Origin of the sequence: Candidatus Synechococcus calcipolaris G9 (assembly GCF_029582805.1) — a bacterium.
Taxonomy (GTDB): Bacteria; Cyanobacteriota; Cyanobacteriia; order Thermosynechococcales; family Thermosynechococcaceae; genus Synechococcus_F; species Synechococcus_F calcipolaris.
The window spans coordinates 57,115-80,843 of sequence record NZ_JAKKUT010000001.1 but is presented as its reverse complement, the minus strand read 5'-3'; the positions used below and the strand labels follow the sequence as shown (position 1 = coordinate 80,843).

25 protein-coding genes and 1 pseudogene are annotated in these 23,729 nt (G+C 50.3%); 13 read left to right on the top strand and 13 right to left on the bottom strand.

The window, feature by feature from the left end:
* Window positions 1–4 precede the first annotated feature (4 nt).
* Window positions 5–382 (top strand): hypothetical protein, encoded by a 378-nt coding sequence (locus L3556_RS00415; protein ID WP_277865326.1) that lies wholly within the window; start codon window positions 5–7, stop codon window positions 380–382.
* A 46-nt stretch (window positions 383–428) separates the two neighbouring features.
* On the opposite strand, the gene L3556_RS00410 is transcribed toward L3556_RS00415, so the two are convergent.
* From L3556_RS00410 to L3556_RS00400, 3 genes are read right to left on the bottom strand one after another with little or no spacing between them, the layout of a single operon-like run.
* Entirely contained in the window at window positions 429–1,226 is a 798-nt protein-coding gene (locus L3556_RS00410) for a sulfite exporter TauE/SafE family protein (protein ID WP_277865325.1), read from the bottom strand.
* A 15-nt stretch (window positions 1,227–1,241) separates the two neighbouring features.
* The gene (locus L3556_RS00405; RefSeq protein WP_277865324.1) at window positions 1,242–1,811 is read right to left on the bottom strand and encodes a rhodanese-like domain-containing protein; all 570 of its coding nucleotides are present in this window, start codon (window positions 1,809–1,811) and stop codon (window positions 1,242–1,244) included.
* A 56-nt stretch (window positions 1,812–1,867) separates the two neighbouring features.
* On the bottom strand, window positions 1,868–2,569 hold the full coding sequence (locus L3556_RS00400) for an MBL fold metallo-hydrolase (RefSeq protein ID WP_277865323.1): 702 nt from the start codon (window positions 2,567–2,569) through the stop codon (window positions 1,868–1,870).
* A gap of 134 nt (window positions 2,570–2,703) precedes the next feature.
* Here L3556_RS00400 and L3556_RS00395 point away from each other — a divergent pair, with 134 nt between their 5' ends.
* Together L3556_RS00395 and hslO are read left to right on the top strand one after the other, a co-directional pair.
* Entirely contained in the window at window positions 2,704–2,988 is a 285-nt protein-coding gene (locus L3556_RS00395) for a sll1863 family stress response protein (RefSeq protein ID WP_277865322.1), read from the top strand.
* A gap of 12 nt (window positions 2,989–3,000) precedes the next feature.
* Entirely contained in the window at window positions 3,001–3,885 is an 885-nt protein-coding gene (gene hslO / locus L3556_RS00390; RefSeq protein WP_277865321.1) for an Hsp33 family molecular chaperone HslO, read from the top strand.
* Window positions 3,886–3,896: 11 nt separating this feature from the next.
* On the opposite strand, the gene L3556_RS00385 is transcribed toward hslO, so the two are convergent.
* The 4 genes from L3556_RS00385 to L3556_RS00370 form a co-directional block, all read right to left on the bottom strand.
* Entirely contained in the window at window positions 3,897–5,582 is a 1,686-nt protein-coding gene (locus L3556_RS00385; RefSeq protein ID WP_277865320.1) for a cation:proton antiporter, read from the bottom strand.
* A complete protein-coding gene (locus tag L3556_RS00380) occupies window positions 5,552–6,238 on the bottom strand; it encodes a diacylglycerol/polyprenol kinase family protein (RefSeq protein ID WP_277865319.1) in 687 nt (228 codons plus the stop codon). The genes L3556_RS00385 and L3556_RS00380 overlap by 31 nt, the downstream gene beginning before the upstream one ends.
* Before the next feature lie 26 nt (window positions 6,239–6,264).
* Window positions 6,265–7,665: a glycosyltransferase family protein gene (locus L3556_RS00375; protein ID WP_277865318.1), complete on the bottom strand. Its 1,401-nt coding sequence runs from the start codon at window positions 7,663–7,665 to the stop codon at window positions 6,265–6,267.
* Between the two features lie 546 nt (window positions 7,666–8,211).
* Window positions 8,212–9,669 carry an ATP-binding protein gene (locus L3556_RS00370; RefSeq protein WP_277865317.1) on the bottom strand — a complete coding sequence of 486 codons (1,458 nt, stop codon included), beginning with the start codon at window positions 9,667–9,669 and terminating at the stop codon, window positions 8,212–8,214.
* Between the two features lie 319 nt (window positions 9,670–9,988).
* Between L3556_RS00370 and L3556_RS00365 the strand changes: the two genes are divergently transcribed.
* Window positions 9,989–10,783, top strand: a complete 795-nt coding sequence (locus L3556_RS00365) for an ABC transporter ATP-binding protein (protein ID WP_277865316.1) — start codon at window positions 9,989–9,991, stop codon at window positions 10,781–10,783.
* 27 nt (window positions 10,784–10,810) lie between these two features.
* Here the strand turns inward: L3556_RS00365 and L3556_RS00360 are convergent, their stop codons facing one another.
* The 5 genes from L3556_RS00360 to folD all read right to left on the bottom strand — a co-directional run bounded on the left by L3556_RS00360 (window position 10,811) and on the right by folD (window position 14,638).
* Window positions 10,811–11,224 (bottom strand): pentapeptide repeat-containing protein, encoded by a 414-nt coding sequence (locus L3556_RS00360; protein WP_277865315.1) that lies wholly within the window; start codon window positions 11,222–11,224, stop codon window positions 10,811–10,813.
* A 141-nt stretch (window positions 11,225–11,365) separates the two neighbouring features.
* Window positions 11,366–12,256, bottom strand: a complete 891-nt coding sequence (locus L3556_RS00355) for a hypothetical protein (protein ID WP_277865314.1) — start codon at window positions 12,254–12,256, stop codon at window positions 11,366–11,368.
* Complete coding sequence (locus L3556_RS00350; protein WP_277865313.1) at window positions 12,232–12,687, bottom strand: divergent PAP2 family protein; 456 nt, start codon at window positions 12,685–12,687, stop codon at window positions 12,232–12,234. Before L3556_RS00350 ends, L3556_RS00355 begins: the two co-directional genes overlap by 25 nt.
* A gap of 39 nt (window positions 12,688–12,726) precedes the next feature.
* On the bottom strand, window positions 12,727–13,656 hold the full coding sequence (crtE, locus tag L3556_RS00345) for a geranylgeranyl diphosphate synthase CrtE (RefSeq protein ID WP_277865312.1): 930 nt from the start codon (window positions 13,654–13,656) through the stop codon (window positions 12,727–12,729).
* Between the two features lie 58 nt (window positions 13,657–13,714).
* Window positions 13,715–14,638 carry a bifunctional methylenetetrahydrofolate dehydrogenase/methenyltetrahydrofolate cyclohydrolase FolD gene (gene folD / locus L3556_RS00340; protein WP_277865311.1) on the bottom strand — a complete coding sequence of 308 codons (924 nt, stop codon included), beginning with the start codon at window positions 14,636–14,638 and terminating at the stop codon, window positions 13,715–13,717.
* Between the two features lie 64 nt (window positions 14,639–14,702).
* Here folD and menA point away from each other — a divergent pair, with 64 nt between their 5' ends.
* From menA to L3556_RS00305, 7 genes and pseudogenes are all read left to right on the top strand, one after another.
* Window positions 14,703–15,614, top strand: coding sequence for a 2-carboxy-1,4-naphthoquinone phytyltransferase (gene menA, locus L3556_RS00335; protein WP_422110744.1), 912 nt, complete (start codon window positions 14,703–14,705; stop codon window positions 15,612–15,614).
* Between the two features lie 100 nt (window positions 15,615–15,714).
* Window positions 15,715–17,274: a trigger factor gene (gene tig / locus L3556_RS00330; protein ID WP_277865309.1), complete on the top strand. Its 1,560-nt coding sequence runs from the start codon at window positions 15,715–15,717 to the stop codon at window positions 17,272–17,274.
* An 86-nt stretch (window positions 17,275–17,360) separates the two neighbouring features.
* A complete protein-coding gene (gene clpP, locus L3556_RS00325; protein WP_277865308.1) occupies window positions 17,361–18,092 on the top strand; it encodes an ATP-dependent Clp endopeptidase proteolytic subunit ClpP in 732 nt (243 codons plus the stop codon).
* Between the two features lie 13 nt (window positions 18,093–18,105).
* Complete coding sequence (gene clpX / locus L3556_RS00320; RefSeq protein ID WP_277865307.1) at window positions 18,106–19,434, top strand: ATP-dependent protease ATP-binding subunit ClpX; 1,329 nt, start codon at window positions 18,106–18,108, stop codon at window positions 19,432–19,434.
* Complete coding sequence (locus tag L3556_RS00315; RefSeq protein ID WP_277865306.1) at window positions 19,434–20,450, top strand: aspartate-semialdehyde dehydrogenase; 1,017 nt, start codon at window positions 19,434–19,436, stop codon at window positions 20,448–20,450. The genes clpX and L3556_RS00315 overlap by 1 nt, the downstream gene beginning before the upstream one ends.
* 142 nt (window positions 20,451–20,592) lie before the next feature.
* On the top strand, window positions 20,593–21,123 hold the full coding sequence (gene ftnA, locus L3556_RS00310) for a non-heme ferritin (RefSeq protein WP_277865305.1): 531 nt from the start codon (window positions 20,593–20,595) through the stop codon (window positions 21,121–21,123).
* A gap of 31 nt (window positions 21,124–21,154) precedes the next feature.
* Window positions 21,155–21,658: pseudogene (locus L3556_RS00305) on the top strand (ABC transporter ATP-binding protein); the annotation flags it as partial.
* A gap of 193 nt (window positions 21,659–21,851) precedes the next feature.
* On the opposite strand, the gene L3556_RS00300 reads toward L3556_RS00305, so the two are convergent.
* The gene (locus L3556_RS00300) at window positions 21,852–22,505 is read right to left on the bottom strand and encodes a TIGR04282 family arsenosugar biosynthesis glycosyltransferase (RefSeq protein WP_277865304.1); all 654 of its coding nucleotides are present in this window, start codon (window positions 22,503–22,505) and stop codon (window positions 21,852–21,854) included.
* A 25-nt stretch (window positions 22,506–22,530) separates the two neighbouring features.
* Between L3556_RS00300 and L3556_RS00295 the strand changes: the two genes are divergently transcribed.
* Window positions 22,531–23,184, top strand: coding sequence for a class I SAM-dependent methyltransferase (locus tag L3556_RS00295; RefSeq protein WP_277865303.1), 654 nt, complete (start codon window positions 22,531–22,533; stop codon window positions 23,182–23,184).
* 123 nt (window positions 23,185–23,307) lie between these two features.
* A complete protein-coding gene (locus L3556_RS00290; RefSeq protein WP_277865302.1) occupies window positions 23,308–23,691 on the top strand; it encodes a hypothetical protein in 384 nt (127 codons plus the stop codon).
* Window positions 23,692–23,729 lie beyond the last annotated feature (38 nt).

The window sequence follows — 23,729 nt, the reverse complement described above, 5'->3', positions numbered from 1 at the left end:
ATTAATGAGTAACATTCAAACCTTACTAGAAGATGCTATTAAGTTAGATGGTGCCCTGGCAGTGGCCATAGGCGATTGGAAAACAGGGATGTGTCTTGGCTCTTTAGGCACCAATACGGACAAGTTTCCCGCTGAAGCTATTGAGTTGGCGGTTGCCGGAAATACAGAAGTCATTCGCGCCAAAATGAAGGTTGCCAGCTCCCTTGGCCTGGATGAAAAAATTGAAGATATTTTAGTTACCCTTGAAGGCCAGTACCACCTGATGGAGCTAACCCAAACCATTTCGGGGCTGTTCTTTTACCTGGTTCTGGATCGGGAGAAAGGAAACCTAGCCCTTGCCCGTATTAAATTAAAAAATCTAGAAAGGCAACTTGCCCTCTAGGGAAAGCTCTACTGGACGTATTGTTACTTAATGAAATTTTTTTTAATTAATACAAATTTTGAATCAATACAAAGGTGGCGATCGCCAGTAGGAAATAACCAAACCCCTTTTGTAATTGGTAGGTGGGAATAAACTGCCCTAGGTGAATGCCAACTAATGTGCCTATTGCCGCCGCCAAGGTAAAGGATAGGGTTAAATGCCAATCCAATTCCATGGTGGTCGCATAGCCCAATAATCCGGCCACAGAGTTGGCAGAAATAATAATCAAAGATGTGGCGATCGCCTGCCGCATTGGAATTTTCGCCAGCAATACGAGGGCCGGCACAATGGCAAAACCGCCGCCAACGCCGACTAAGCCCGTCAATACCCCCACCCCAATGCCTTCCGTGAGTAACCAAAGCCAACAATACTTACAAATCGGTGGGGTATAGAGGGTTCCTTCTAGGGTATTTGCCGGTTCAGTTAAACTTTTGGGGCGGGCCGTTCGATAAATCATTAATCCTGCGGCCAAGAGCATGGCAACCCCAAAGATCAGCATTTGCACAGTGCCAGATATCCAGGGTAAGCCAGCCAATCGAGCACCCCCATAGGCCCCCGCCATCGTTGCTGCCCCAAAGACCGCTGCCGTTTTCCAACGGACATTTCCTTGGCGGGCATGGGGAATCACGCCCAGAAAACTGACACTACCGACAATCACGAGGGTCATGGCGATCGCTGGTTTGGGATCAATGCCCATCACATAAACCAGCACCGGTAGGGCTAAAACCGAGCCGCCACCCCCCAACAGGCCCAAACTCACCCCAATGGCCACCGCAAGAAGATGGCCAAACAGATAAATGATCACGGCACGTCCTAGGGATTAGCTCCAACGTTGATTTGCACGACGGTTGTAGGGGAGTTTGGCTAAAAGCATTCCCATCCCACAGGTACCTGTTATCCCCGCAAAGGTTAAACCCAGGCCCACAAAGCCGGTGAGGGCAAATCCCCAAGGGGTTACGGCCAAACCAACCACTAAGCCTAGGGTAATCAGCACACCCGCCGCAATTTGTACCTGGCGAAAGAGACTGATCGGGGCCCCCGCTTCCTTGATTACGCCATAACCGGCATTTTTCCAGGCGAGAATGCCCTGACCCAATTCATGGATATCTGTTACGCCTGCCGCGGCTAGTTTTTGCGCCCCTTGAGCCGATCGTTTACCCGACTGGCAATACAGCACCAATCGTTGATTTGACTCCAGATTAAGGGCACTGCGATCGAGTCGTGCAAGGGGAATGGATTGGGCCCCAGGAATATGTTCATTGGCATACTCCCCCGGCTCCCGCACATCGACAAGTACCACGGCCCTATCCTCTAGCCAAGTCTTCAATGTTGGCGCATCAATCAGATAACTGGTATCCGGTGGGGTCTGTTCCGATGTCAGTTGGTTCATTGTTGATTTCCTCAAAGTTTTATGATTCAGGGTTTAAGCGTTCAGGGTTTCTCGATTCAGGCAGTAGAGCTTACCATCTGCCCACACTGCTCATTGGCGGGCACGGCTTCCATGATTTTCTTGGGGTTGGGTAAATTTAGCTGATCCATGTACTGGATAAACTCCGTCCGGCTGCGATCGCGAAAGCGAGGATTCCATGTTTTTTCCTCACCAATGGTTGAGACGGTATGCCCACGGTAATCATGGCCGGGATAAACTAGCGTGGACTCCGGCAACTGAAATAACCGCTGCGTCACCACATCGTAGAGGGTTCCGGCATCGCCACTTTGGAAATCAGTGCGACCACAGCCGCGAATAAACAGGGCATCTCCCGTCAGTAAATGGGTGTCATTCACCAAGTAGGCCATGTGGCTGTCGGTGTGCCCAGGGGTGGCGATCGCCAAGATGTCTATCTTGCCCAAAGGAAGACGCTGAGCATCCCGTAAAAATTCATTGGCACAGTCCACATTGGCTCCCTGGGGAACCACCGTTGTACACCCCGTATGTTGTCGTAGCAGTCCTGCACCAGTAATGTGATCCGCATGGACATGGGTTTCCAGGCAATAGCGTAGGGATAGACCCAACTCTTGCAGCAAGGTCAAATCTCGGGCAACCTGCTCAATCACTGTATCCACTAACACCGCTGTTTGTGTTTCTTCATCGGCAATGAGGTAGGTATAGGTGCTGGTATCTGGATCAAAAAGCTGTCGAAAAAGCATAGAGATCACGTCCTTCGCTAGGTCGTTATTTTTCTGCCGCCTAACTTTACTATATCACTATACAGTAATATATTTTGGACAAAACCCTGGGTTCTCCCCTAAACTTTAGATGTATTGATAGCGAGGTAATGCCCATGGTTGATCGAACAACCTCCCAAGGCGAGATGGAAGCCAAGCTCCAGGAATGGGGCGCAAAATTAGATGAACTGAAGGTCAAAGCTGATGGTGCTGGGGCTGAAGCCAAAGGCGAATTGGATAAAAAAATTGCCGAACTCACCACCAAGCGGGATGAGATGCAGGCCAAACTAGAGGAGTTAAAAGGCTCCAGTGAAGAGGCCTGGGAAAGTGTGAAGCAGGGAATGGAAGGGGCCTGGAATGAATTAGCCAGTGCCTTTGAAGAGGCCAAGTCAAAATTTTAGACTTAGGAATTCATGGCTGATCAATTAATTCGCGCAACGGCCGCCGCCGATGGCATTCGGGCCGTAGGGGTGATTACCACTCAACTTACCGAAGAAGCTCGCCAACGTCATCAACTATCCTACGTGGGTACGGCGGCCCTAGGGCGTTCCATGGCAGCGGGGTTGCTCTTAGCCTCCAGTATGAAGCAGCCCCAAGCACGGGTGAATTTGCGGATTGAGGGGGATGGCCCCCTGGGCAGCATTATGGTGGATGCCGGATGTAATGGCACGGTGCGCGGCTATGTGCAGAATCCCCAGATTGAGCTACCGCCAACACCCCAAGGCAAGCTGGATGTGGGGGGAGCCGTGGGGAATCAAGGATTTCTCTATGTAATCCGTGATATTGGCTATGGCTATCCCTACTCCAGTACGGTGGAACTGGTTTCCGGTGAAATTGCCGAGGATGTCACCTATTATTTAGCCACCTCTGAGCAAACCGCCTCTGCCCTACTCTTAGGCGTATTTGTTGGTGAGGCGGGGGTGACAGCGGCCGGTGGTTTGATGGTGCAGATTCTTCCCAAATCAGCAGAAGATGAAACCCTAATTAGTACCCTAGAGGAGCGTGTTGCCGCACTCCAAAGCTTTACCCCCCTGATTCAGCAGGGACGAACCTTACCGGATATTTTTGGGGAACTCTTGGCAGATATGGGCATGGAAATTTTGCCCCAAAACCAACTGCTACGTTTTCACTGTGGCTGTTCCCAGGAGCGGATGCTGGGGGCCCTAAAAATATTGGGCTGTGAAGAATTAAAAGATATTTTAGCCACAGATGCTAAAGCCGAGGCCACCTGTCAGTTTTGTAATCAAGTCTATTGGGCAGATGCAGCGGCCCTCAGTGAACTCATTGCCGAATTTTGATCGGGCAAACATTATATAAGTTGCTGTCCCCGGAGATCCTCTAGAAGTTCATCGGCCGCCTGCTCCGCTGCATCCACAAAGGGGCGCAAAACCAAGTCCACATCCCTGTTCCGTAAAATTTCATCTTCGTGATCTTGGTGGACAGTGACGGCAATTTTTCCCTGGTATCCATGATGACGTAGGGAATGAAGGAGGGTGAGATTGATCCTCGTTCCGGGCAGGCTACTCACCACCCATTTGGCCGTATTGAGGGGAAGATGGCTAGGATATTCCGGATCTTCGGCATCGCCGTAGTGGGCAGAAAGGCCCTGTCGTCGCCAGCGGCGTACATTTTCCGGGTCAAAGTCTACCCCATAGACCTCTAAACCCTTATGGCGTAGACGATTCACCAACCAGCCCCCATACCGGCCCAGGCCATAGACCACGACATCCACATCCAAGGAACTTTCAGGGGTATCCCCCGCTTCTTCTCGGTGGGGAATTTTCCGTTCAAAGATGCCTAGGTAGGGCGCAAGAAACTCGTAGAGGATATGGGAGTAGAGAATCAAATAGGTGGACAGGCCAATGGTAATAATCCCCACTAGGGTAATTAACCCCACGGTGGATTCATCAATATGCCCTAAGTTGAGGCCCAAAGCCACTAAAATCAGGGAAAATTCACTAATTTGAGCCACCGTTAAGCCCGCCAAAAGTCCGGTACGTTTGCGATAGCCGAGGTAGCCCATAATGATCATGACAATCAGGGGGTTGCCAATCAGGACAAAGAGGGAAAGAACGATCGCCGGTAGGAATTGATCCCCCAAAACACTCAAATTGAGATGGGAGCCAAGGTTCACAAAAAAGAACAGGAGTAGAAAATCACGAATACTCACTAAACGGGCAGCGATCGCTTCCCGGTAGGTGGTCGAGGCTAAACTAATCCCCGCTAAAAAAGCCCCCACCTCCGCACTAAAGTCCAATAGTTCACTGGCCGCCGACAGGGAGACGGCCCAGGCAATGGCAAAGAGTAAGAGTAGCTCCTGGGATTTTGCCAGATGGTGTAGCAGTTTCGGCAGGGCATAGGCCATCAAGAGGGCCACCCCACCCAAGAGTACCCCTCCCTTCAGGACTAGGGATATAACAATCATGGGAATGGAAATACCCTCAGTGTCCCGCAGGCTAGAGAGCATAATCATCACTAGCACCACCACCAAATCCTGGACAATCAAAAAACCAAGGGCAATGCGGCCATGGAGGGAGTCGATTTCTCGCTTATCCGAGAGTAACTTGACAATGATAATGGTGCTGGAAAAGGTGAGGGCAACGGCAATGTAGAGGGCATTTAAGAAGCCATAGCCCAACCCCAAACTGATTAAAAAACCGATCACGGATGTAAAAATGACCTGGCCGAGGCCGGTAGTGAGGGAGACGATCCCCATACTGCGGATTAGATGCAGGTCTAGTTTTAAGCCCACCACAAATAACAGCAGGGAAATACCTAATTCCGAGAGCAGTTCAATTTGCGGACTGGGTTTGAACCAGCCCAACACCGAGGGCCCTGCCAAAAGTCCCACGGCAATAAAGGCAATAATTAAGGGTTGCCGCAATTTCAGGGCGATCGCCCCCAATGTGGCAGAAATAATCAGTAAAAATGCTGTTTCGTAAAAGGGATTATTCAACAGTTCCATCAAAATAGCCCCTGGGTTAAGAGAAAACAAAGGGTGGCACTCCCCAGGGGAACCGTGAGATTATCCAACCCTCGCCAAGAGAGGGTCTCCAAGGCCATGGCGGCTAAACCCACCACAGGGGCAATGATCCAAAGCTGTTGATGCCAGCCAAAGGTTAGCCAGAGAACAAACAGCGTCACTATACAACTGACCCCCGCCATGGTTAAAGAGCCTTCCCAGCTTTTTCTGCTCCCCCAGAGAACGTAGGGGTGGCGACCAAACCGTTTACCCACCAGGGCTGCGAACCCATCGGCCCAGGTCATAATTAAAATTCCGAGGATGGCAAACGCGGGCTGCTGCGGCCAATAAACCGCAATCAAAATCGCCATACTCAGGGCATAGAAAAAAGTACCCCAACTTTTGCGGCCAACGCCACTGATACTGGGAAAGAGGGGATAGCGATAGGAAATGAGGGTGAGAAGACTGACCCCCAAGGAAACCGCGACCCCCCATACCGTAGGGATATTCTGCCACCAGGCAATCAAAATCACATGGCCAGCCCCAATGTGGACAATTTTACGGGCAATTTCTGCTCCATCCTGGCAAAATCGATAGACCAGTTCAGAGGCCAAGAGAAGCAGGCCTAGCCAAAGTAAGACTAAAAATCCCCCCCAGAGGAGATGGGGTTCTGGGTTTGGCGTTGCCATCAAAGGAGGTCTCAACCCTAGGATGTTCAAGGTAAGGTATCCTCTGCGGCCATCTCTCCTACCGTCATCACCATATTAACAAGGGCCTGGGCGGCTCCCGGTTGCCCCCGCACCTCCTCTAGGGCATGGCGCATCTCCTGAAGGCGATGGGGATGGTCAAGGTAATCCCTAATTTGATCCGCCACATCTGCCGGTTCTAAGGGCCCCACCAATTCAGGGACAATTTCCTTGCCGGCCCATAGATTGGGCCAGGCCCGTAACCCCAGGCCCTCTTTCACTAAGTCCCAGTTGGTTTCCGAACTGGTTAAAAACTGCCACGATCGCCGCCAGCCCAGACCATGAAACACCACCAACCAAAAGACTAAACGAGTCCACCAATAGCCGATCGCCGGTAAATCCACTAACATCCCTGCTAACCCTTCCCAGGAATGGACACGGCTAATCCTAAGTTGCTGGGCGGGCAAGAGAACGATCATGGGAATGGCCAGGGAGGCCAATTCGGCGGTATTTGCCCCCACTGTGGTCACACAGATTTGCACACAGGAGAGTAAATCATAGTTGGGAACGTCCTGCCAAAGATAGATTTTCGCCCCCTGGGGGGTGAGGAGATAGGGCAGACCCGTCTCCGGTTGGACGAGGGTAGCGTCGATCCCACCACTGTACTTAAAGTCACTGTTTTGATCGGGGTCGGCATAGCTGGCCAGATGCTCTAACGTTAAGCTGGGAGCGACGGGAATAATACAGCAAACATCGGGCTGCCCTTGATGGAGGCGATCGCCAATCCCCACACACAGGGGAACCCCAATCTTTAATTTGTTGGCCTTTGATCCCGGCATTAGGGCGACAAGGGGGCGATCTGCAGCAATCCCCAATTTTGCATAAACTGCTGCCCTGGGATCCCCATCCCGCGTACCGGACTCACTCATTAAATCGCCAATGATCTCCACCTTATGGCGATAGCGATCGGCGATCGGCTGCCCATCCCCACGCCGCAGACCGACCCGATCGACCCAGGCTAACCAACGGGCTTCCCATTCGGCATAGACCACACAGCCATAGCCCAACCGCTTTGCTAGGACCACGGCAAAAAACTGATCGCCCCCTAAAAAAAGAACAACCCCCCGTTTTGACCAATCCCAATGGTCTTTGGTTTGCCCCCACAGTAAAAAGGGCCAAAAATGCTCTGCCCCTTGCACCCGATCGATGCCCCCATAGGCCTGGGCGATCGCCGCCTCTTGACCACTGGCATGGGGACAGGGAGCTAGAACTAGGGAAATTCGCAGGGGGATTGTTACAGGAGCAAAGGCCCGTAGTACTGGATAGACCCAAGTTGCCAATTCCCCGGGCCCATTGGAGAGAATGAGAATATCTAGGGGTTCAGCGGTATCCTGAGGCTTAAGGGATTGCTCCATTCGATGTGTAACCACGTCCTCACCCTGTATCACGGCTTAGACTTTGCACAGCCTGAGGGTACTACTCTTCCTCCATCATAAATGTCTAACCAACAAGACTTCATCATTTAGCCAACTCAACCAAGGCGTTCCGATATTTTTTCATACCTCGCCGGGCGGCTTCCATCTTTTTCACGAAATTAGGGTCGTAGGGTGAATTGCCTTGTTGTTTAACACTTAGACACATAACCGCCCCCCTGAGTCGATTACTCTGCGATCGCTATGATTCCCAATATTGCCACAAATGCTGCAACGTGCCTCCCTCTTCCCAAAGATTTGTCAGCCAACATACAGAAAATGTGGCATTCTCAGGTCTAACGGCTAAAGTGCAGCAGCAGATAACCTCTAACGCAGCACAAGCGGTTTTCAACCGTCCGCTGCCACCCAGTGTTAAGCAGATAGAGTCAAATAACCATCAAATAAAGCGCAGAGCTAAAACCCTTATATACCAGTACTTTTAGTGGCAGCATTAATAAAACTCCCCTTCCCATCAAATAACCGTCAAATAACCGTCAAGCTCACTCAGACCCAAAACGGTACATACTTTGCGTGCTTTTTGGACTCGCTGCTTGGGTCGTATGGCTTAATAAAACCCGCCACGACTGTGTCTGAAATAATACGAGACGCTATTGAAGCATTATTTGATGCGATTGAGAACCTTTGCCGTAGGGAAGAATTAGTCATTTGCTCGTTTGACACAAATTTTAGACAGGCATGTTGGTAACAAGCTCTAACTTTGTCGTCTTTATCCATGTCTGATAGTTTTTTGTGTGCAAATAAAATTGCTTGAATATGATTGTCTGTCACCTTAAAGGAAGGAGCAGGTAGTTGAAACATTTCAACTGCATGAATTACCTTATCAATGCCACTACCACGTTCTTCGCAAACATTAATACGACGCATGAAAGCTGCTAGTGTCTCATTTCTAGACAGTGGCGGTTGATCTATAAAACGAATAGGCTCAATTAGTGGTGTACCTGGATTAGTGATTTCAATTCGATCTGAGAAAATTTCAACTATTGGACCTGTTCCACCAATATCAAAATTCTGGTGAATAATTGCATTTGCGACTAGCTCTCGGATGGCAATTTCAGGATACATCCGAGTTTCGGCACGGAGAGCTTCATTTATTACTTCATTTTGAGGGAGCAAATTGTTTATGTAGCTAACTAGACCTTCAAAACCAGCAGCATAGCCCATATGCCCTTGCATTTCTCGCAATGTTTTAATACGATTCTTTCCCTGGTACATTATCACTCGAACAGCTTTTCGAGACAAACGTTCAAATACCGACAAATTTTTTGCAAATAGAATTGCACCAAGATTAGTAATGTCATAAGAACTACCAGGCTTACTCACGATCAACTTCTCTGCTTCTAGTCTTTGAAGAATGCCGGATAAATCCGTAGGAAGCTTTAAGCTTGTAAGTTCAAAATACTTTGGATAATCTATATAGTCTGGTATATCTTGCTCTCTAATGTTCTCCACTGAAATTCCCTTTTCAAAAGGATACTTGGAAAAGATCGACCATAGTTGCCGTTCTTTTTCTGGATGTTCTCCAAGTTTCTTTTTGTAACTGCCTACTCTTACATATTCAATAGACTTAAACTTGACAGGAATATAGGTCGCACGGGGAATTTCAAATAGGACAATGTTGTTGCCATTACACTGAAACTGACAGATTTTAAAGTTTATACGTGGCTCCAGTTGTGTTGCAAGCCAATTTTCAAGCTCTTGTGACCCAACTTTTGCGGATTTTGGCTTGAAACTAGTTCCCAAAATATTATGGGTAGTATCTTCAACACCCCACACTATGTAACCAGTTTGTTTTTCCTGTAAGGCAGCAGAATTAGAAAGCGCTGATAAGTATTGTCCAATATCCTCTGGGTCAGCATTATTTACTTTAAACTCAACCCACTCCGTTTCATGGGGCAGGCTTACTAGACTTTCTAATAAGAAACACAAATTTTCCTCTGACATACAGGTGTTAATCTTGCCACAAATTTTATATCTTAAAAGAGTGAATTCTAAGTGCCAACCCTAAACTTAGTCTTATAACATTGTACACTTTATGGCGAGTACCCCCTTGGCTACTGCTCAGATAAGTTAAGTCGAGTCTGCCCAATTTATGTATAAACTATTGCAAGTGAGTAGAGTGTTAGGACATTTTGCCTCTGAGAAGCCTGTGAACCAAGGGACTCCCATTTGGAAGTGTCCTAATCACATCTTCATCTGCAATATCTATCAAGTGTAAGCTTATGAGCTATCGTTCAAAACGATCGTCCTCTAGCGTGAATTAATGTTGCCTTCCCACCCCCCTAACATCTATCCGTCTCCCCTGCTCCGGGTCGAAAATCTCTGTCGCAATTTTGGGGGGTTACGGGCCGTGAATCAAGTCTCGTTTCAGGTGCAACGGGGAGAAATTTTTGGCCTCATTGGCCCCAATGGAGCCGGTAAGACGACGGCGTTTAATCTGATCACAGGCCTAATTCCCGTTAGTCAGGGAAACATTTATCTCAGCGATCGCCTATTAACGGGATTAGCTCCCCACCAGATTGCGGCGGTGGGGGTGGCCCGTACGTTTCAAAATATTCGCCTTTTCCAGGACTTAACGGTTTGGCAGAATGTCCTTTTAGGGCAGCATTTACATCTTCCCGGTGGCTTTTGGGCCAATTTATGGCAGTTAAAGCCGGTGCGGGTGGCCGAATATCATAGCCAGGTTAAAATTCAGAGTCTCCTGGATTGGGTTGGCCTGGGCGATCGCCCCAATAGCTTGGCGGGAACCCTTGCCTATGGCGATCAACGCCGCCTAGAACTGGCCCGGGCCCTTGCCCTTGAACCCCAGGTTTTACTGTTAGATGAACCTGCTGCGGGTATGAATCCCAATGAGAAAAAAGAACTTTCTAACCTGATCCGGCGATTGCAACGGGAATTTGACCTCACCATTGTTTTAATTGAGCACCATGTTCCCTTGGTCATGGGCCTGTGCGATCGCATTGCGGTGTTGGATTTTGGTGAACTTATTACCGTAGGGGATCCCGCTACCGTACAACAGAACCCAGCGGTGATTGAAGCCTACTTAGGGGCGTTGTGATTGGGGCGTTATAATTTACTGACCTGACTACCGACCCATCCGGCCATTGGGTAACACCGTCCCCCGCAGGTTTGCCGTTGCCAAGGAGCTATGGGTGAGGGTAGCCCCCCGCAGATTTGCCCGACTCAAGTTGGCTTGACGAAACTGCACATTGGTTAATTCCGCATTGCTCAAGGTTGTTTCAATTAACTTGGCATCGGTGAGATTGACATCGGTGAGGGTGGCATTACTCAGGTCAGCACCACTTAAATCTACCCCGGCTAAATCCACGTCGGTGAGGGTTACCCCCTGCAAATTCATGTGGCGAAAATCGCGACGGCCAGCAGTATATTCATCCATCATTTCACTAGCTTGTTTTTGACTGTATACCCAGGGGGCATAGCGATTCAGAAACTCGTTTTTATTTTGATTGTCAGATGGACGAGTGGAATAACTGACCATGAAAAACCTACCATAAATCGTTGGGTAGCTATTCCTACCCGATTAGATTGATCATACCGTGATCTGAGTCACAAATGTAATGGAGTATACATAAAACATTACATTTTGTAATCAATGTTTAAGCCCATTTAAGGAATCAATTCAAGGGAAGCGTCCCCGCTCAACCAAGCGATTCCAGGTCATCAAGATTGTAGAGATATCCGCCGCTAGGCGATGCTCATCCCGATCAGCAAAGCGCACGGTGACCTCAGGACTAGAGAGGAAAATCATCCGGTAGGATGCAATGTTGTCTGGTTGATCTGGGTTTTCATCTAGGTCGGTGGGCCAAAAATCATAGCCATCGAAACGGGCAAAACGCCGCTCCCGTAAAAACTCCTGAAACTGCTCCACTTGGCTAGGACTCAATTGCCGTAGCGATCGCTCGATGGGTTCCCCCCGACTTGACCAGGTGGTTTGAATAATTTGGCCGTCGTGATAGAGAATCGTTCCCTGGGGATTTTGCCCTTCGTGGTTGTAACTAACCAGCCGAAAAATTGCCCTTTCCGGCAGAGGGGGAGGCAAGTCTTCATCCCTGAGGCGGGCCGGTGGTTGAATCAGGGTGGCAATCATTTGACTGCCTGCCGCATCCCAGAGAATTAAGCTGCCGGACTGATTGGTGCGATAAACCCAGCGGGGCGCGTAAAAGGCTGCCGGATTTGTGACAACGACTTGCCAACCGGGGGTCAGGCGTTCGGCGCAGTCTAGGCGGAGTCCCCCCAGCCCCAGGCATCCATCGGACCATATCTGGGGGACGGCTTCCAGGATGTCCAGTTGGTCGGGGTCTGCCCCAAATTGGCTGGCGGCTTTTTCGAGAATCTGCTCGGCGATCGCTGGGGAAAGGCTGGCGATCGCCCGGTGGGGCAGCGACACACCCATGGCAACCGCTCCCATCAGCAGCAATCGATAGACCGTTGGCAGGATAAAGGTTTGAAGAATTAAGCGTTGACTCTGCATAGGCGCAAACAACTCTATACCGGCGAAAAGGTGAACCAAGAAATGGCAACCCCCAGGGCAGAGCCAGCAATGACCTGAATGGGCGTATGGCCAAGGAGTTCCTTGAGACGAGACTCTGCCAATTCGTGACCTTCTTGGAAAAATTCTTCGACAATTTGATTAAGGATGCGCGCCTGTTTCCCCGCCGCCTGGCGCACCCCAGCGGCATCGTACATAACAATAAAGGCAAAAACCAGGGCAATGGCAAATTCAATACTATTCCAGCCCTTCGTCTGACCCACTCCCGTGGCTAGGGCCGCAACAAGGGCGGAGTGGGAACTGGGCATCCCGCCGGTTTCCACCAACACCCGAAAATTTAACTTGCGGTGTTTGGCGATATCAATCACGAGCTTGAGAATTTGGGCGATCGCACTGGCGGCCAGGGCAACCCATAGGACTTGATTCGAGAGAAGTTCAGCCATACCATTCATGATTATTGTGGCCGTAGACCCTGCTGCCCATCCTAACCCCTAGTGGGTACGGGCCGTAATATAACCGGCGATCGCCTGGAGGGGAATAGCCCGTTCGCCATAGCAGGCCAATTCGTCCTTCGCCGCATCCACCAACCCTTGGGCTTCTTGGCGAGATTTTTCAATGCCCCAAAGACTTGGATAGGTAATCTTCTGGGCCTGTAAATCCTTGCCAGCGGTTTTGCCGAGGACATCACGGGTCGAAGTGACATCTAAAATATCATCCACAATTTGGAAGGCCAAGCCAATGTTAGCGGCATAGCGAGATAGCCGTTGCAGGGTTTCCTTATCAGCCCCCGTCAGCAAGCCACCGGATAGCACCGAGGCCTCTAAGAGGGCCCCCGTTTTATGGGAATGGATAAAGTGGAGGGTTTCGACACCAATATTACTCAGGCCCTCGCACTCCAGATCCACCACCTGTCCCCCCACTAACCCCGTCGCCGCCACCGCATGGCCTAACCGAGCCACAACCTTTAACAATTGCTCTGGGGCCACGTTTTCCGTCTTTTCAACCACATACTCAAAGGCATAGGCTAGTAGACCATCCCCCGCTAAGATGGCAATGTCTTCGCCGTAAACTTTATGATTGGTTAGCTTGCCCCGGCGATAGTCATCATTGTCCATGGCGGGTAAGTCATCATGGATGAGGGACATAGTGTGAATCATTTCTAAGGCGCAGGCGGTGGGCATGGCCATGGCGATCGTGCCGCCGAGGAGTTCACAGGTGGCTAGGCAAAGAATGGGCCGTAGTCGTTTCCCCCCAGCCATGAGGGAATAGCGCATGGCATCATAGATTTTTTCCGGATAGGTCACAGGGATTGACTGCTCAAGGGCTGCTTCTACTAAAGTTCGCCGCTCCTCCAAGTAACCCCGCAGATTAAAATCGGGGCCGGGCTTAGCTTGGACTTGAGGGCTTTGGGCTGAAATCATAGGATTCTCCTCATCGTGGCAGTCAAGTGTCTAAACTTAGGCACTGGAAACACATTAATTACTTTCCCGTCTCCAATAACCCTTCGTGATAACGGAAGCTCCATACTGTATTGTGCAGCAACATGGCCACCGTCATCGGCCCTACTCCCCCAGGAACGGGGGTAATATGGCTGGCCACCGGGGCCACCGCCTCAAAATCCACATCGCCCACTAAGCTGGTTTTACCGTCGGGGCGGGGGTAGCGATTGATGCCAACATCCACGACCACGGCTTGGGGTTTGACCATATCAGCGGTGATTAATTTGGGTCGGCCAACGGCGGCAATCAACACATCCGCTTGGGCGGCGATCGCCCCTAGATTTTGACTACGGGAATGGGCAATGGTTACTGTGGCATTTGCTGCCAAGAGCATCAACCCTAGGGGCTTGCCCACCAAAATACTGCGACCAATCACCACCGCCGATCGCCCTGCCAAAGGAATATCGTAGGCCGTTAGTAACTCCATCACCCCCCTAGGGGTACAACTTTGTAATCCCGGTTCACCCCGCAATAATCGCCCTAAATTTTCCGGGTGGAGGCCATCCACATCTTTGTTGGGATCAATGCGGTAGAGTAGGGCCCGCTCGTCTAGCTGAGGGGGCAGGGGCAGTTGCAATAGGATGCCATGGACCTGTTCATCTTGGTTTAGGGCATCAATTTTAGTCACCAGATCCGCCGCGCTGGTATCCTTGGGCAAGTGGCAACCAAAGGATTGAATCCCCACCCGCCCACAGGCCTGCTCCTTGGCGCGAACATAGACCGCACTGGCGGGGTCGTCCCCCACCCGAATAACCGCCAGACCCGGAGATTTTCCGGTTTGGGCCCGGAGACTGGCAACCTGTTGGGCCAGTTCAACCTCTAGGGTCTGGGCTACGGCCTTGCCATTCAAAATTGTGCCGGACATAGGTGGGGTAAGGGCGGTCGAGGATCGGTGAGGGTGCATAATTCGGCTGGGTGCTATGGTTGATCTTACCTTGTCCGTCAAACCCTAGGGAAAAAATTCAGAGATTGTAATGTCTGATGTCATGCCTGATTCTGTGGCAGTAAGCTCGGAAAAGCTCTGGTGGGCAGCCCTTAAGCTTCCCATTTATAGTGTGGCCATTATGCCGATTTGGCTAGGGAGTGCCCTAGGTTGGGCCGAATCTGGAGACCTCTACCTGGGGCGATTTTTCCTATTTTTGGCCGCAGCGGTGCTGATTTTAGCCTGGCTAAACCTAAGTAATGATGTCTTTGATGCTGACACCGGTATTGATCGCCACAAGTACCATTCCGTGGTCAATCTCACGGGCAAAAAATCCCTGATCCTTTGGTTGAGCTATCTCTGCCTGTCCCTAGGGGGTGTGGGCATCGGGGCGATCGCTTACCTCCAGCACGATGTCACGGTTCCTAGTTTAGTCGCCCTCTGTTGTTTTCTCGGCTATATCTACCAAGGCCCTCCCTTTCGACTGGGGTATTTGGGACTGGGGGAACCCCTGTGTTTTTTTGCCTTTGGTCCCCTCGCCATTGCCGCAGCCTACTACAGTCAAACCCAGGCCTGGTCTCCCCTCATTTGGCCCGTGGGCACGATTCTGGGCCTCACCACCACATTAATTTTGTTTTGCTCCCATTTCCATCAGATTGAAGATGATCTCGCCGCCGGTAAACGGTCTCCAGTGGCCCGCCTTGGCACTCAGACCAGTAGCCGTTTGGTTCAGGGGGCGATCGCCATCGTCTTTATCACCATTCTCATTGGTGTGGGTCTCCAAGTCTTTCCACCCCTTTCGCTCCTCAGTTTGGTGGCCCTGCCCTGGGGGGTGCAATTGATCCGGCAAATGCAACAATTCCATGATCAACCGGATCAGATCAAAACCTCTAAATTTGTGGCGGCCAATCTACACTTTGTCAGTGGCCTCCTTTTTGGTTTAGGCTGGATCCTTTAGGCATGGAAATAATGCCCTAGGGATCGCGTAAGATCGGATAGGGCTGTTTAGGCATTGCTCCACCGCTGCTGTATCTATATATTTGCGAAGAGGGATTATTTTGACCGAGGCATCAGTATTAAAAGTTACCCAGGAAAAATTACCCGCCAGTCGAGTGGGATTAGACATTGAAATTCCTGGAAATGTTTCCCAAAGCACCTACGATCGAGTTTTGAACAACTTTCTTCGCAAAGCAGCCATTCCAGGATTTCGCAAGGGTAAAGTCCCCCGCAAAATTTTGATTCAGCAAATTGGCCCCGAACGCATCAAGTATGCAGCCCTCGAAGAGCTACTCGAAACTCATATTAAAGCGGCGATCGCCCAAGAGAAAGTATCTTTCCTGGGCAATGTATCCCTAACCTCAGACTTTGATGTCCTGATGGAAACCTTTGAACCGGGGCAAGTGTTCCACGTCAAGATTGCCGTTGATGTCCTACCCGAAATTGCCATCACACCAGAGCAATACACCGAATTAACCATTGGTTACCGCTCCAAAACCTATGATCCCACCGACGTGGATCAGATCCTCCTAAACCAACAAAAAGAACGAGCCACCCTGATTCCCATCGAGGGCGATCGCCCTGCCCAAGGGGAGGACATTGTTTTAGTGGACTTTTCCGCCGTGGATAAGGAAACCGGCGAGGTACTGGAGGATGCCCAGGGGGAGGATGTTCAAATCGACCTAAGTGAAACAAATTTTCTACCGGATTTTCAGGCGGCCATTGTGGGCATGACCGTGGGGGAAACCATAGAGGTGGATGTCACTTTTCCCGAAGACTATCAGGAAGAAGCGTTCGCCAATAGTACGGCTACATTTACCATTATCCTCAATGAGATTAAGGAGCGGGAACTCCCTCCCCTAGATGATGCCTTCGCCCAAGACTGTAGTGAGTTCGACACCCTAGAGGAGTTGCGGGAAGTTCTGGAGGAACGAACCCAGAAAGCCGTAGAGGATGAAAATCGTCAGGCAAAGGAATCGGCCATCCTCAGTAAATTATTGGAAGGTATCGACTTCGAGGTTCCCGAAGTCCTTATTAAAGAAGAAACCCAACGGCGTATCCAGCAATTACTGAATCGGCTAGAGGAGCAGGGCATGAAAATGCCTAAGTCCCTATCGACAGATATGCAGAAAAACTTGGAGCAGGGTTTACGGGGTGTCTCGGTGGAAGCCGTGCAGAAAGACCTTCTTTTAGAGGAGATCGCCCATCAAGAGTCCATCGAACCGGATCCCAAAGAGGTAGAGGAACAGGTGGAACTCGTCCTAAAAGCCCTCGGCAAGAAGTCCGCCAGCCGGGAACGGGTTCATGGCATCATGGCAGATGAGCTTCGCAAACGGGCTGTGGTGGACTGGCTAATTGAAAAAAATCATCTAGAAATTAACGACGAACCAGAAGACGACGAAGAAAGCGAAAACGACGGGTCAGAGGCCAGTCAATCCCCAGACATTGCCCAGGGATCAGACCCCATTACAGAGGTCATTGACACGACTGCGACCACCATTGAGGACGATCTCCAGGAGCCATCCCCGGACACCGCAGAGGAATCCGTCACGGCGATCGCCAACGAACCCAAGAAAAAACGTAGTTCAAAAAAAGCCAACCCTGGCCCTTCTGGGGAATAGTTAGGCATAATGGACTTAGCTCCTCTGTCACGGCAACGGTCTAACAGAGGCATCCCTTCAAGAGGTTGATTACCATTAGCGTGTCTATGCTGGAATCCCGTTACTTTCATCCCCTTAGCTCATCCCTTACTGGCCCATCTGTGGTGATCCCCAATGGGTATCCCCAGATTCAGGCTAATAGCCAAGCCAATATTGTCCCCATGGTGGTAGAACAATCGGGTCGGGGAGAGCGAGCCTTTGACATTTATTCGCGGCTGTTGCGAGAGCGGATTATTTTCCTTGGGGGCAGCGGCGGTTCCGGTCGGGGGATTGATGATACCGTTGCCGACTCCATTGTTGCCCAGCTTCTTTTCCTCGATGCAGAGGATCCAGAGCGGGATATTTATCTGTATATCAACTCCCCTGGAGGGTCAGTCACGGCCGGGATGGCCATCTACGATACGATGAAGCACGTTCGTCCCGATGTCTGTACCCTTTGCTTTGGCCTGGCTGCCAGCATGGGGGCCTTTCTCCTCTCCGGTGGTACCCCTGGCAAGCGGATGGCCCTACCCCATTCTCGAATTATGATTCACCAACCCCTAGGGGGTGCCCAAGGACAGGCCGTGGACATTGAGATTCAGGCCCGGGAAATTCTTTATCACAAGCGCAAGCTCAATCAACTCCTAGCGTCCCACACGGGCCAACCCATGGAACGAATTGAAACGGATACGGAGCGTGATTTCTTTATGTCCGCCGATGAAGCCAAAGCCTACGGCTTAATTGATCAGGTTGTCAACCGTCAAAGTCTCCCCAGCCACGGGGATAGCACCGCAGCTTAACACCGAGGTAGTTATGCCGAAATATGAAGCCCACCTAAAGTGTTCCTTTTGTGGCAAATCTCAAGAACAGGTGCGAAAATTAATCGCTGGCCCCGGCGTTTATATCTGTGACGAATGTGTTGAGCTATGCAACGAAATTCTGGATGAGGAATTGTCCAGTGTCACTAGCGGCTCCCCACCTCGACGGGAACAGTCTGCCCGGCCCTCGTCGCGATCGCGGTCAACCCCCCGGCCCCTAGCCCAGATGCCCAAACCACGGGAAATCAAAAAATACCTCGATGAGCACGTGGTGGGCCAACACGAGGCTAAAAAAGTGCTATCCGTGGCCGTCTACAACCACTACAAGCGTCTTAGCTTTTTAGAAGAGCAGCGCAATGGCGGCAGTGATCCCGTTGAGCTACAGAAGTCTAATATTCTCCTCGTCGGCCCCACCGGTTCTGGCAAGACCCTCCTGGCCCAAACCCTAGCGAAAATGCTGGATGTGCCCTTTGCTGTGGCCGATGCCACCACCCTCACTGAAGCGGGCTACGTGGGCGAGGATGTGGAAAATATTCTGCTACGCCTCTTGCAAACCGCTAATTTAGATGTGGAAGAGGCCCAGCGGGGGATTATCTACATTGATGAAATTGATAAAATTGCCCGCAAGAGTGAAAATCCCTCCATTACCCGAGATGTCTCCGGGGAAGGGGTGCAGCAGGCCTTACTCAAAATGCTTGAGGGAACCGTTGCCAATGTCCCTCCCCAAGGCGGTCGCAAGCATCCCTATCAAGACTGCATTCAGATTGATACGACGAATATTTTATTTATCTGTGGTGGGGCTTTTCTAGGTCTGGAGAAAACCGTTGAGCAGCGGATTGGCAAAAAGGCCATGGGCTTTGTCCGCGATGGTGAACCCTTACCCAAGGAAAAGCGGGCAGCGGATCTGCTTCAGCACCTTGAACCCCAGGATCTCGTTAAGTACGGCATGATTCCTGAGTTCATTGGTCGGATTCCCGTCTTGGCGGTGGTGGAACCCCTAGATGTAGATGCCCTCTCGGAAATCTTGACAGAGCCACAAAATGCGCTGCTGAAGCAATACCAAAAACTCCTAAAAATGGACAATGTGCAACTGGAGTTTCAAACGGAAGCAGTACGGGCGATCGCCCAGGAAGCCTACCGCCGTAAAACCGGTGCCCGGGCCCTACGAGCCATTGTCGAAGAAATTATGCTGGATGTGATGTATGAGTTACCGTCCCGGAAGGATTTAAGTTCCTGTCGAATCACCCCGGCCATGGTTGAGAAAAGGTCTACCGCCGAATTACTCCTCCATCCCTCCTCCTTACCGAAACCTGAGTCTGCCTAATGGCCGGGTTACGGGTTGGCATTTTGGGGGCCACAGGGGCCGTTGGTACAGAGCTTTTACAACTCCTAGAGGAGCGATCGCTGCCCCTGGAAGAATTACGATTGCTGGCATCACCGCGATCGGCGGGTCAACAATTGCCCTTTGCTGGGGAAACCCTACCCGTCGTCGAAGTCTCGGAGGACGCTTTTCAGGGGCTTGATTTAGTTTTGGCCTCCGCAGGGGGTTCCGTCTCGCGCCAGTGGTTGCCCATCGCTGTTGCGGCCGGAGCGGTTGCCGTCGATAACTCCAGTGCCTACCGCATGGATGGAGCGGTTCCATTGGTTGTCCCGGAAGTTAATCCCGAAGACTTGGCACACCATCAGGGGATTATTGCCAATCCCAATTGCACCACAATTTTAATGACCGTTGCCCTTTGGCCCCTCCACCGAGTTCGCCCGATTCAGCGGATTGTGGCGGCCACCTATCAGTCTGCCAGTGGAGCCGGATCTAGGGCCATGGCGGAGATGAAGGATCAGGCGATCGCCATCTTGCAGGATCGGCCTCCCCCCACTGATATTTTTCCCTACCCCCTGGCTTTTAATCTGTTTCCCCATAACTCTCCCCTCAATGAGCAGGGATATTGTCAAGAAGAGATGAAAATGGTTCAGGAAACCCGCAAGATATTCCATGCCCCAGATCTGCGCGTTTCGGCCACCTGTGTGCGCGTACCCGTGCTGAGGGCCCATTCTGAGAGTCTGAATATTGAATTTCAAACCCCTTTTCCCGTGGAAGAGGCCCGAACATTGCTCGGTCAAGCCCCTGGGGTTCGGTTCGTGGAAGATTGGCAACGGAATTACTTTCCCATGCCCATGGAAGCCAGTGGCCAGGATGATGTTTTGGTGGGCCGGATTCGCCAAGATATTTCCCATCCCTGCGGTTTAGAACTGTGGTTAAGTGGAGATCAAATTCGCAAGGGGGCGGCCCTCAACGCCATTCAAATTGCTGAGGTGCTACTGGAGAAAAATTTATTGGGATGATGATTAGGCTGACAGTTTAAGTTTTTATAAACTCTAGTCAGTAAATTATTATACCCCCTAATATTGATAGTAATTCTCAATAATTTTGCGCCCCTTAGAACGGTTTACTGGGGCAAGCTAATTGTATAAAGGTTCGGTCACTATGCTATCCCATGCCATGATTAATCGCTTAAATGAGCAGATTAACCTGGAAATTTACTCCTCCCATCTTTATTTACAAATGAGTTCCTGGTGTGCCCATAAGGCCTTGGATGGCTGTGCGGCGTTCCTGAGTCAACACGCCGATGAAGAGATGGTTCATATGCGGCGACTACTGAATTATCTCCATGAAACCGGGGCATTGGCAATTTTGGGAGCAGTGGATGCCCCACCTACCCAATTTCATTCCTTGACGGAAATGTTTGAAAAGATCTATGCCCATGAGCAATGTATTACTGGAAAAATTAACGACTTAGTTCATTTGGCGAATACGGAGCCGGACTATTCCACCCTGCAATTTTTGCAGTGGTATGTGGCGGAACAACACCAAGAAGAGTTTTTGTTTAAGGGTATTCTAGATAAGATCCAACTCATTGGCATTGATGGCCAGGGTTTGTTTTTCATTGATCAGGAAGTTGCCAGTTTAGCAACACCTAAAAATTTACCGGCGACGACAATGGAGCAGACGGTTTAACTCTAATTATTCGTCTACGTCTAAGCATTTGATGATGCCGCAGCAGCGATTATTGGAACTAGAAAGGGTGAGGGTTCACTATGGCCAAGTCCCGGCATTAGTTGATATTCACTTGCATATTAACCAGGGGGAATGTGTCACCTTGGTGGGGGCGAATGGGGCTGGAAAAACCACCCTTTTGAAAACGATTTCGCGGCTGTTGCCCCTGACCAGCGGACAAATCATCTACAACGGCAAAACAGTGAATGGGCGATCGCCCCATGAATTAGTAGCCTTGGGTTTAGCCCACTGTCCAGAGGGTCGCCAGGTATTGGCACGGCAAACAGTGCTGGATAATTTACGATTGGGGGCCTATACTCGCCGCGATCGCCGGGCTATTGCTGAAGATTTAGAGCAACAGTGGCATCAATTTCCCCGCCTTAGGGATCGCCGCCATCAACTGGCCGGAACCCTCAGTGGCGGAGAACAACAAATGTTAGCGATCGCCCGGGCCCTGATGAGTCGTCCCCAACTCTTGTTATTGGATGAACCTAGCCTAGGCTTGGCCCCAACCATTGTCCGGGAAATTTTTAATAGTTTAACAACCCTGCGCAACCAGGGAATGACCATGCTATTGGTGGAACAAAATGCCCACCTAGCCCTGCAATTGGGCGATCGCGGTTATGTGCTAGAAGCAGGTCAAATTACCCTCAGCGGGCCAGCCCCAGACTTGCTCCAGGATGAACGAGTTAAACAGGCTTACTTAGGTTAGGTTTCAGGTGACAGGCAAGTTGAGCATAGTCCTTGAGAAACCCTAGGTCTTCCGGTCGATCAATGTCCGGTAACACCGGTAAACAGATCCAGTTCAAATGCAGGGCTTGGGCAATCTCTAAGGTCTGCTCCAAGACAGATTCACTCCCCCAGGTAATTCCCATAAATAAATTAGGAATCCAGCGTTTGACCCCAATCAGATAGTAGCCCCCATCTAGGGCTGGCCCCAGTACCAGGTCGTAATGGTTCAGATGTTTACAGGCTTGGGAGAGGAGGGCGGTCGTCAAACCTGGGCAATCGGTTCCCATAACCAACGCGGGGCGATCGCTCCTGTGAAAATGAGAGGATAGGGCATTGCTGATCCGTTCCCCGAGTTCTGAGCCAAATTGTTTATGATAGGCCCAGCGATCGCCCAGCCAGTTTTGCATGGCCGCAGTTGTACCGCCCGTAAACCAAACCTGGATTGTCCCATCCTCCTGAAGTATTAGTTCCTCGGCTTGCCTGAGGGTATAGAGTCCCATCTGACGGTGAAGTTGGGCAGCACCATGGGTTCCCAGGGCAGGAATCAGACGGGTTTTGGTTTTGCCCGGTTCAGGGTAACGGGTAAAAATGAGCAGTTCGGGAGTCATCATTTTATTTTGAGGGAGTAACTCTTTGGTGGATCGGATCATCCAGCACCAGTATGACCAGTTAGCCCAGCACTATGATCAACGCTGGCAATGGTATCTGGATCAAACCCTATCGCTTCTTCAGGATTGGGCCCGGATTACTCCTGGCGATCGGGTTTTAGATATTGGCTGTGGTACCGGTGAATTTGAACGCCGCATTCTTCAGGAGTGCCCCCAACAGTCCATGGTTGGCATTGATTTATCTCGTCAAATGATCGCGATCGCCCAGACAAAATGTAACACCTATCCCCAAGTATCATTTCAGATCGCTAGGGCAGAAGAATTACCCTTTGCCGATGCATCCTTTGATCGGGTGGTGTCGAGCAGTGCCTTCCATTACTTTGTGAATCCAATCAAGGCGTTAATCGAAATGGGGCGAGTGCTGTGTCCCGGTGGAGAAATTATCATTTTAGATTGGTGTAAGAATTATATTGTTTGCCAAATTTATGACTATGTTTTGAAATGGACGGATCCAGCCTATCAACAATGCTATCGGGAAGCAGAGTTTCACGAGTTTTTTAATCAAGCTCACCTAACCATAAAAGAAGCGGCTCGGCAACGTCCAGGATGGGCGTGGGAATTTATGATCGTCAGGGCGACTGGTACTGGATCAGGGAGTTTCAGGCAAAAATTTGGCATATAAGATTTCTTGAGTGTCACACCACAAGTCTCTAATCAGAGCTTACTTTGCATAGGTCTTAGGAATATCCACTGCTAACCGCTATATAATCAATATTGAGAATCACAACTAAATAAGGAATATTAAATGGCAATCTTCCAAGCATCTGTCCAATATGGTGATCTAAGAGGTAGCGCAGCAGCAGATAAAGTGAATTCAAACTGTCTAAACCAGTGGTTAGAAAACAATGGCTATATCACTGATGAACTTGTCGTTGGTATTTCTATGTTGGCAAGTGAAAATTACGGATCTCATGAAGATCCAGTTATCATTAAGTTCTTAGTGACAGACCTACAAGGTTACGAAAGTGTTCCCGACATGCTTCGAGCTAGTGATGAACCACTTCAAGTCAGAGAGATTAACGTAGATATGAGTATTGTCGATTTTTTAGCGTTTTTTAGTCGCTTTGAAATAACGCTATCAACTCTCGGGCTAATCGAAGGTAAAGAATATCACTCTGACCCTGACTGAAAAAAGTGGACAAACTCCAAGTGACCTTGTCTCGAAAA

Coding starts and splice junctions, on each gene's coding strand:
- ftnA (WP_277865305.1), top strand. CDS start 20,593: ATGCTATCCCATGCCATGATTAATCGCTTAAATGAGCAGATTAACCTG.
- L3556_RS00400 (WP_277865323.1), bottom strand. CDS start 2,569: ATGCTTTTTCGACAGCTTTTTGATCCAGATACCAGCACCTATACCTAC.
- L3556_RS00290 (WP_277865302.1), top strand. CDS start 23,308: ATGGCAATCTTCCAAGCATCTGTCCAATATGGTGATCTAAGAGGTAGC.
- L3556_RS00380 (WP_277865319.1), bottom strand. CDS start 6,238: ATGGCAACGCCAAACCCAGAACCCCATCTCCTCTGGGGGGGATTTTTA.
- clpX (WP_277865307.1), top strand. CDS start 18,106: ATGCCGAAATATGAAGCCCACCTAAAGTGTTCCTTTTGTGGCAAATCT.
- clpP (WP_277865308.1), top strand. CDS start 17,361: ATGCTGGAATCCCGTTACTTTCATCCCCTTAGCTCATCCCTTACTGGC.
- L3556_RS00405 (WP_277865324.1), bottom strand. CDS start 1,811: ATGAACCAACTGACATCGGAACAGACCCCACCGGATACCAGTTATCTG.
- L3556_RS00395 (WP_277865322.1), top strand. CDS start 2,704: ATGGTTGATCGAACAACCTCCCAAGGCGAGATGGAAGCCAAGCTCCAG.
- folD (WP_277865311.1), bottom strand. CDS start 14,638: ATGCACCCTCACCGATCCTCGACCGCCCTTACCCCACCTATGTCCGGC.
- L3556_RS00365 (WP_277865316.1), top strand. CDS start 9,989: ATGTTGCCTTCCCACCCCCCTAACATCTATCCGTCTCCCCTGCTCCGG.
- L3556_RS00360 (WP_277865315.1), bottom strand. CDS start 11,224: ATGGTCAGTTATTCCACTCGTCCATCTGACAATCAAAATAAAAACGAG.
- L3556_RS00370 (WP_277865317.1), bottom strand. CDS start 9,669: ATGTCAGAGGAAAATTTGTGTTTCTTATTAGAAAGTCTAGTAAGCCTG.
- L3556_RS00300 (WP_277865304.1), bottom strand. CDS start 22,505: ATGATGACTCCCGAACTGCTCATTTTTACCCGTTACCCTGAACCGGGC.
- L3556_RS00315 (WP_277865306.1), top strand. CDS start 19,434: ATGGCCGGGTTACGGGTTGGCATTTTGGGGGCCACAGGGGCCGTTGGT.
- L3556_RS00415 (WP_277865326.1), top strand. CDS start 5: ATGAGTAACATTCAAACCTTACTAGAAGATGCTATTAAGTTAGATGGT.
- hslO (WP_277865321.1), top strand. CDS start 3,001: ATGGCTGATCAATTAATTCGCGCAACGGCCGCCGCCGATGGCATTCGG.
- crtE (WP_277865312.1), bottom strand. CDS start 13,656: ATGATTTCAGCCCAAAGCCCTCAAGTCCAAGCTAAGCCCGGCCCCGAT.
- L3556_RS00350 (WP_277865313.1), bottom strand. CDS start 12,687: ATGAATGGTATGGCTGAACTTCTCTCGAATCAAGTCCTATGGGTTGCC.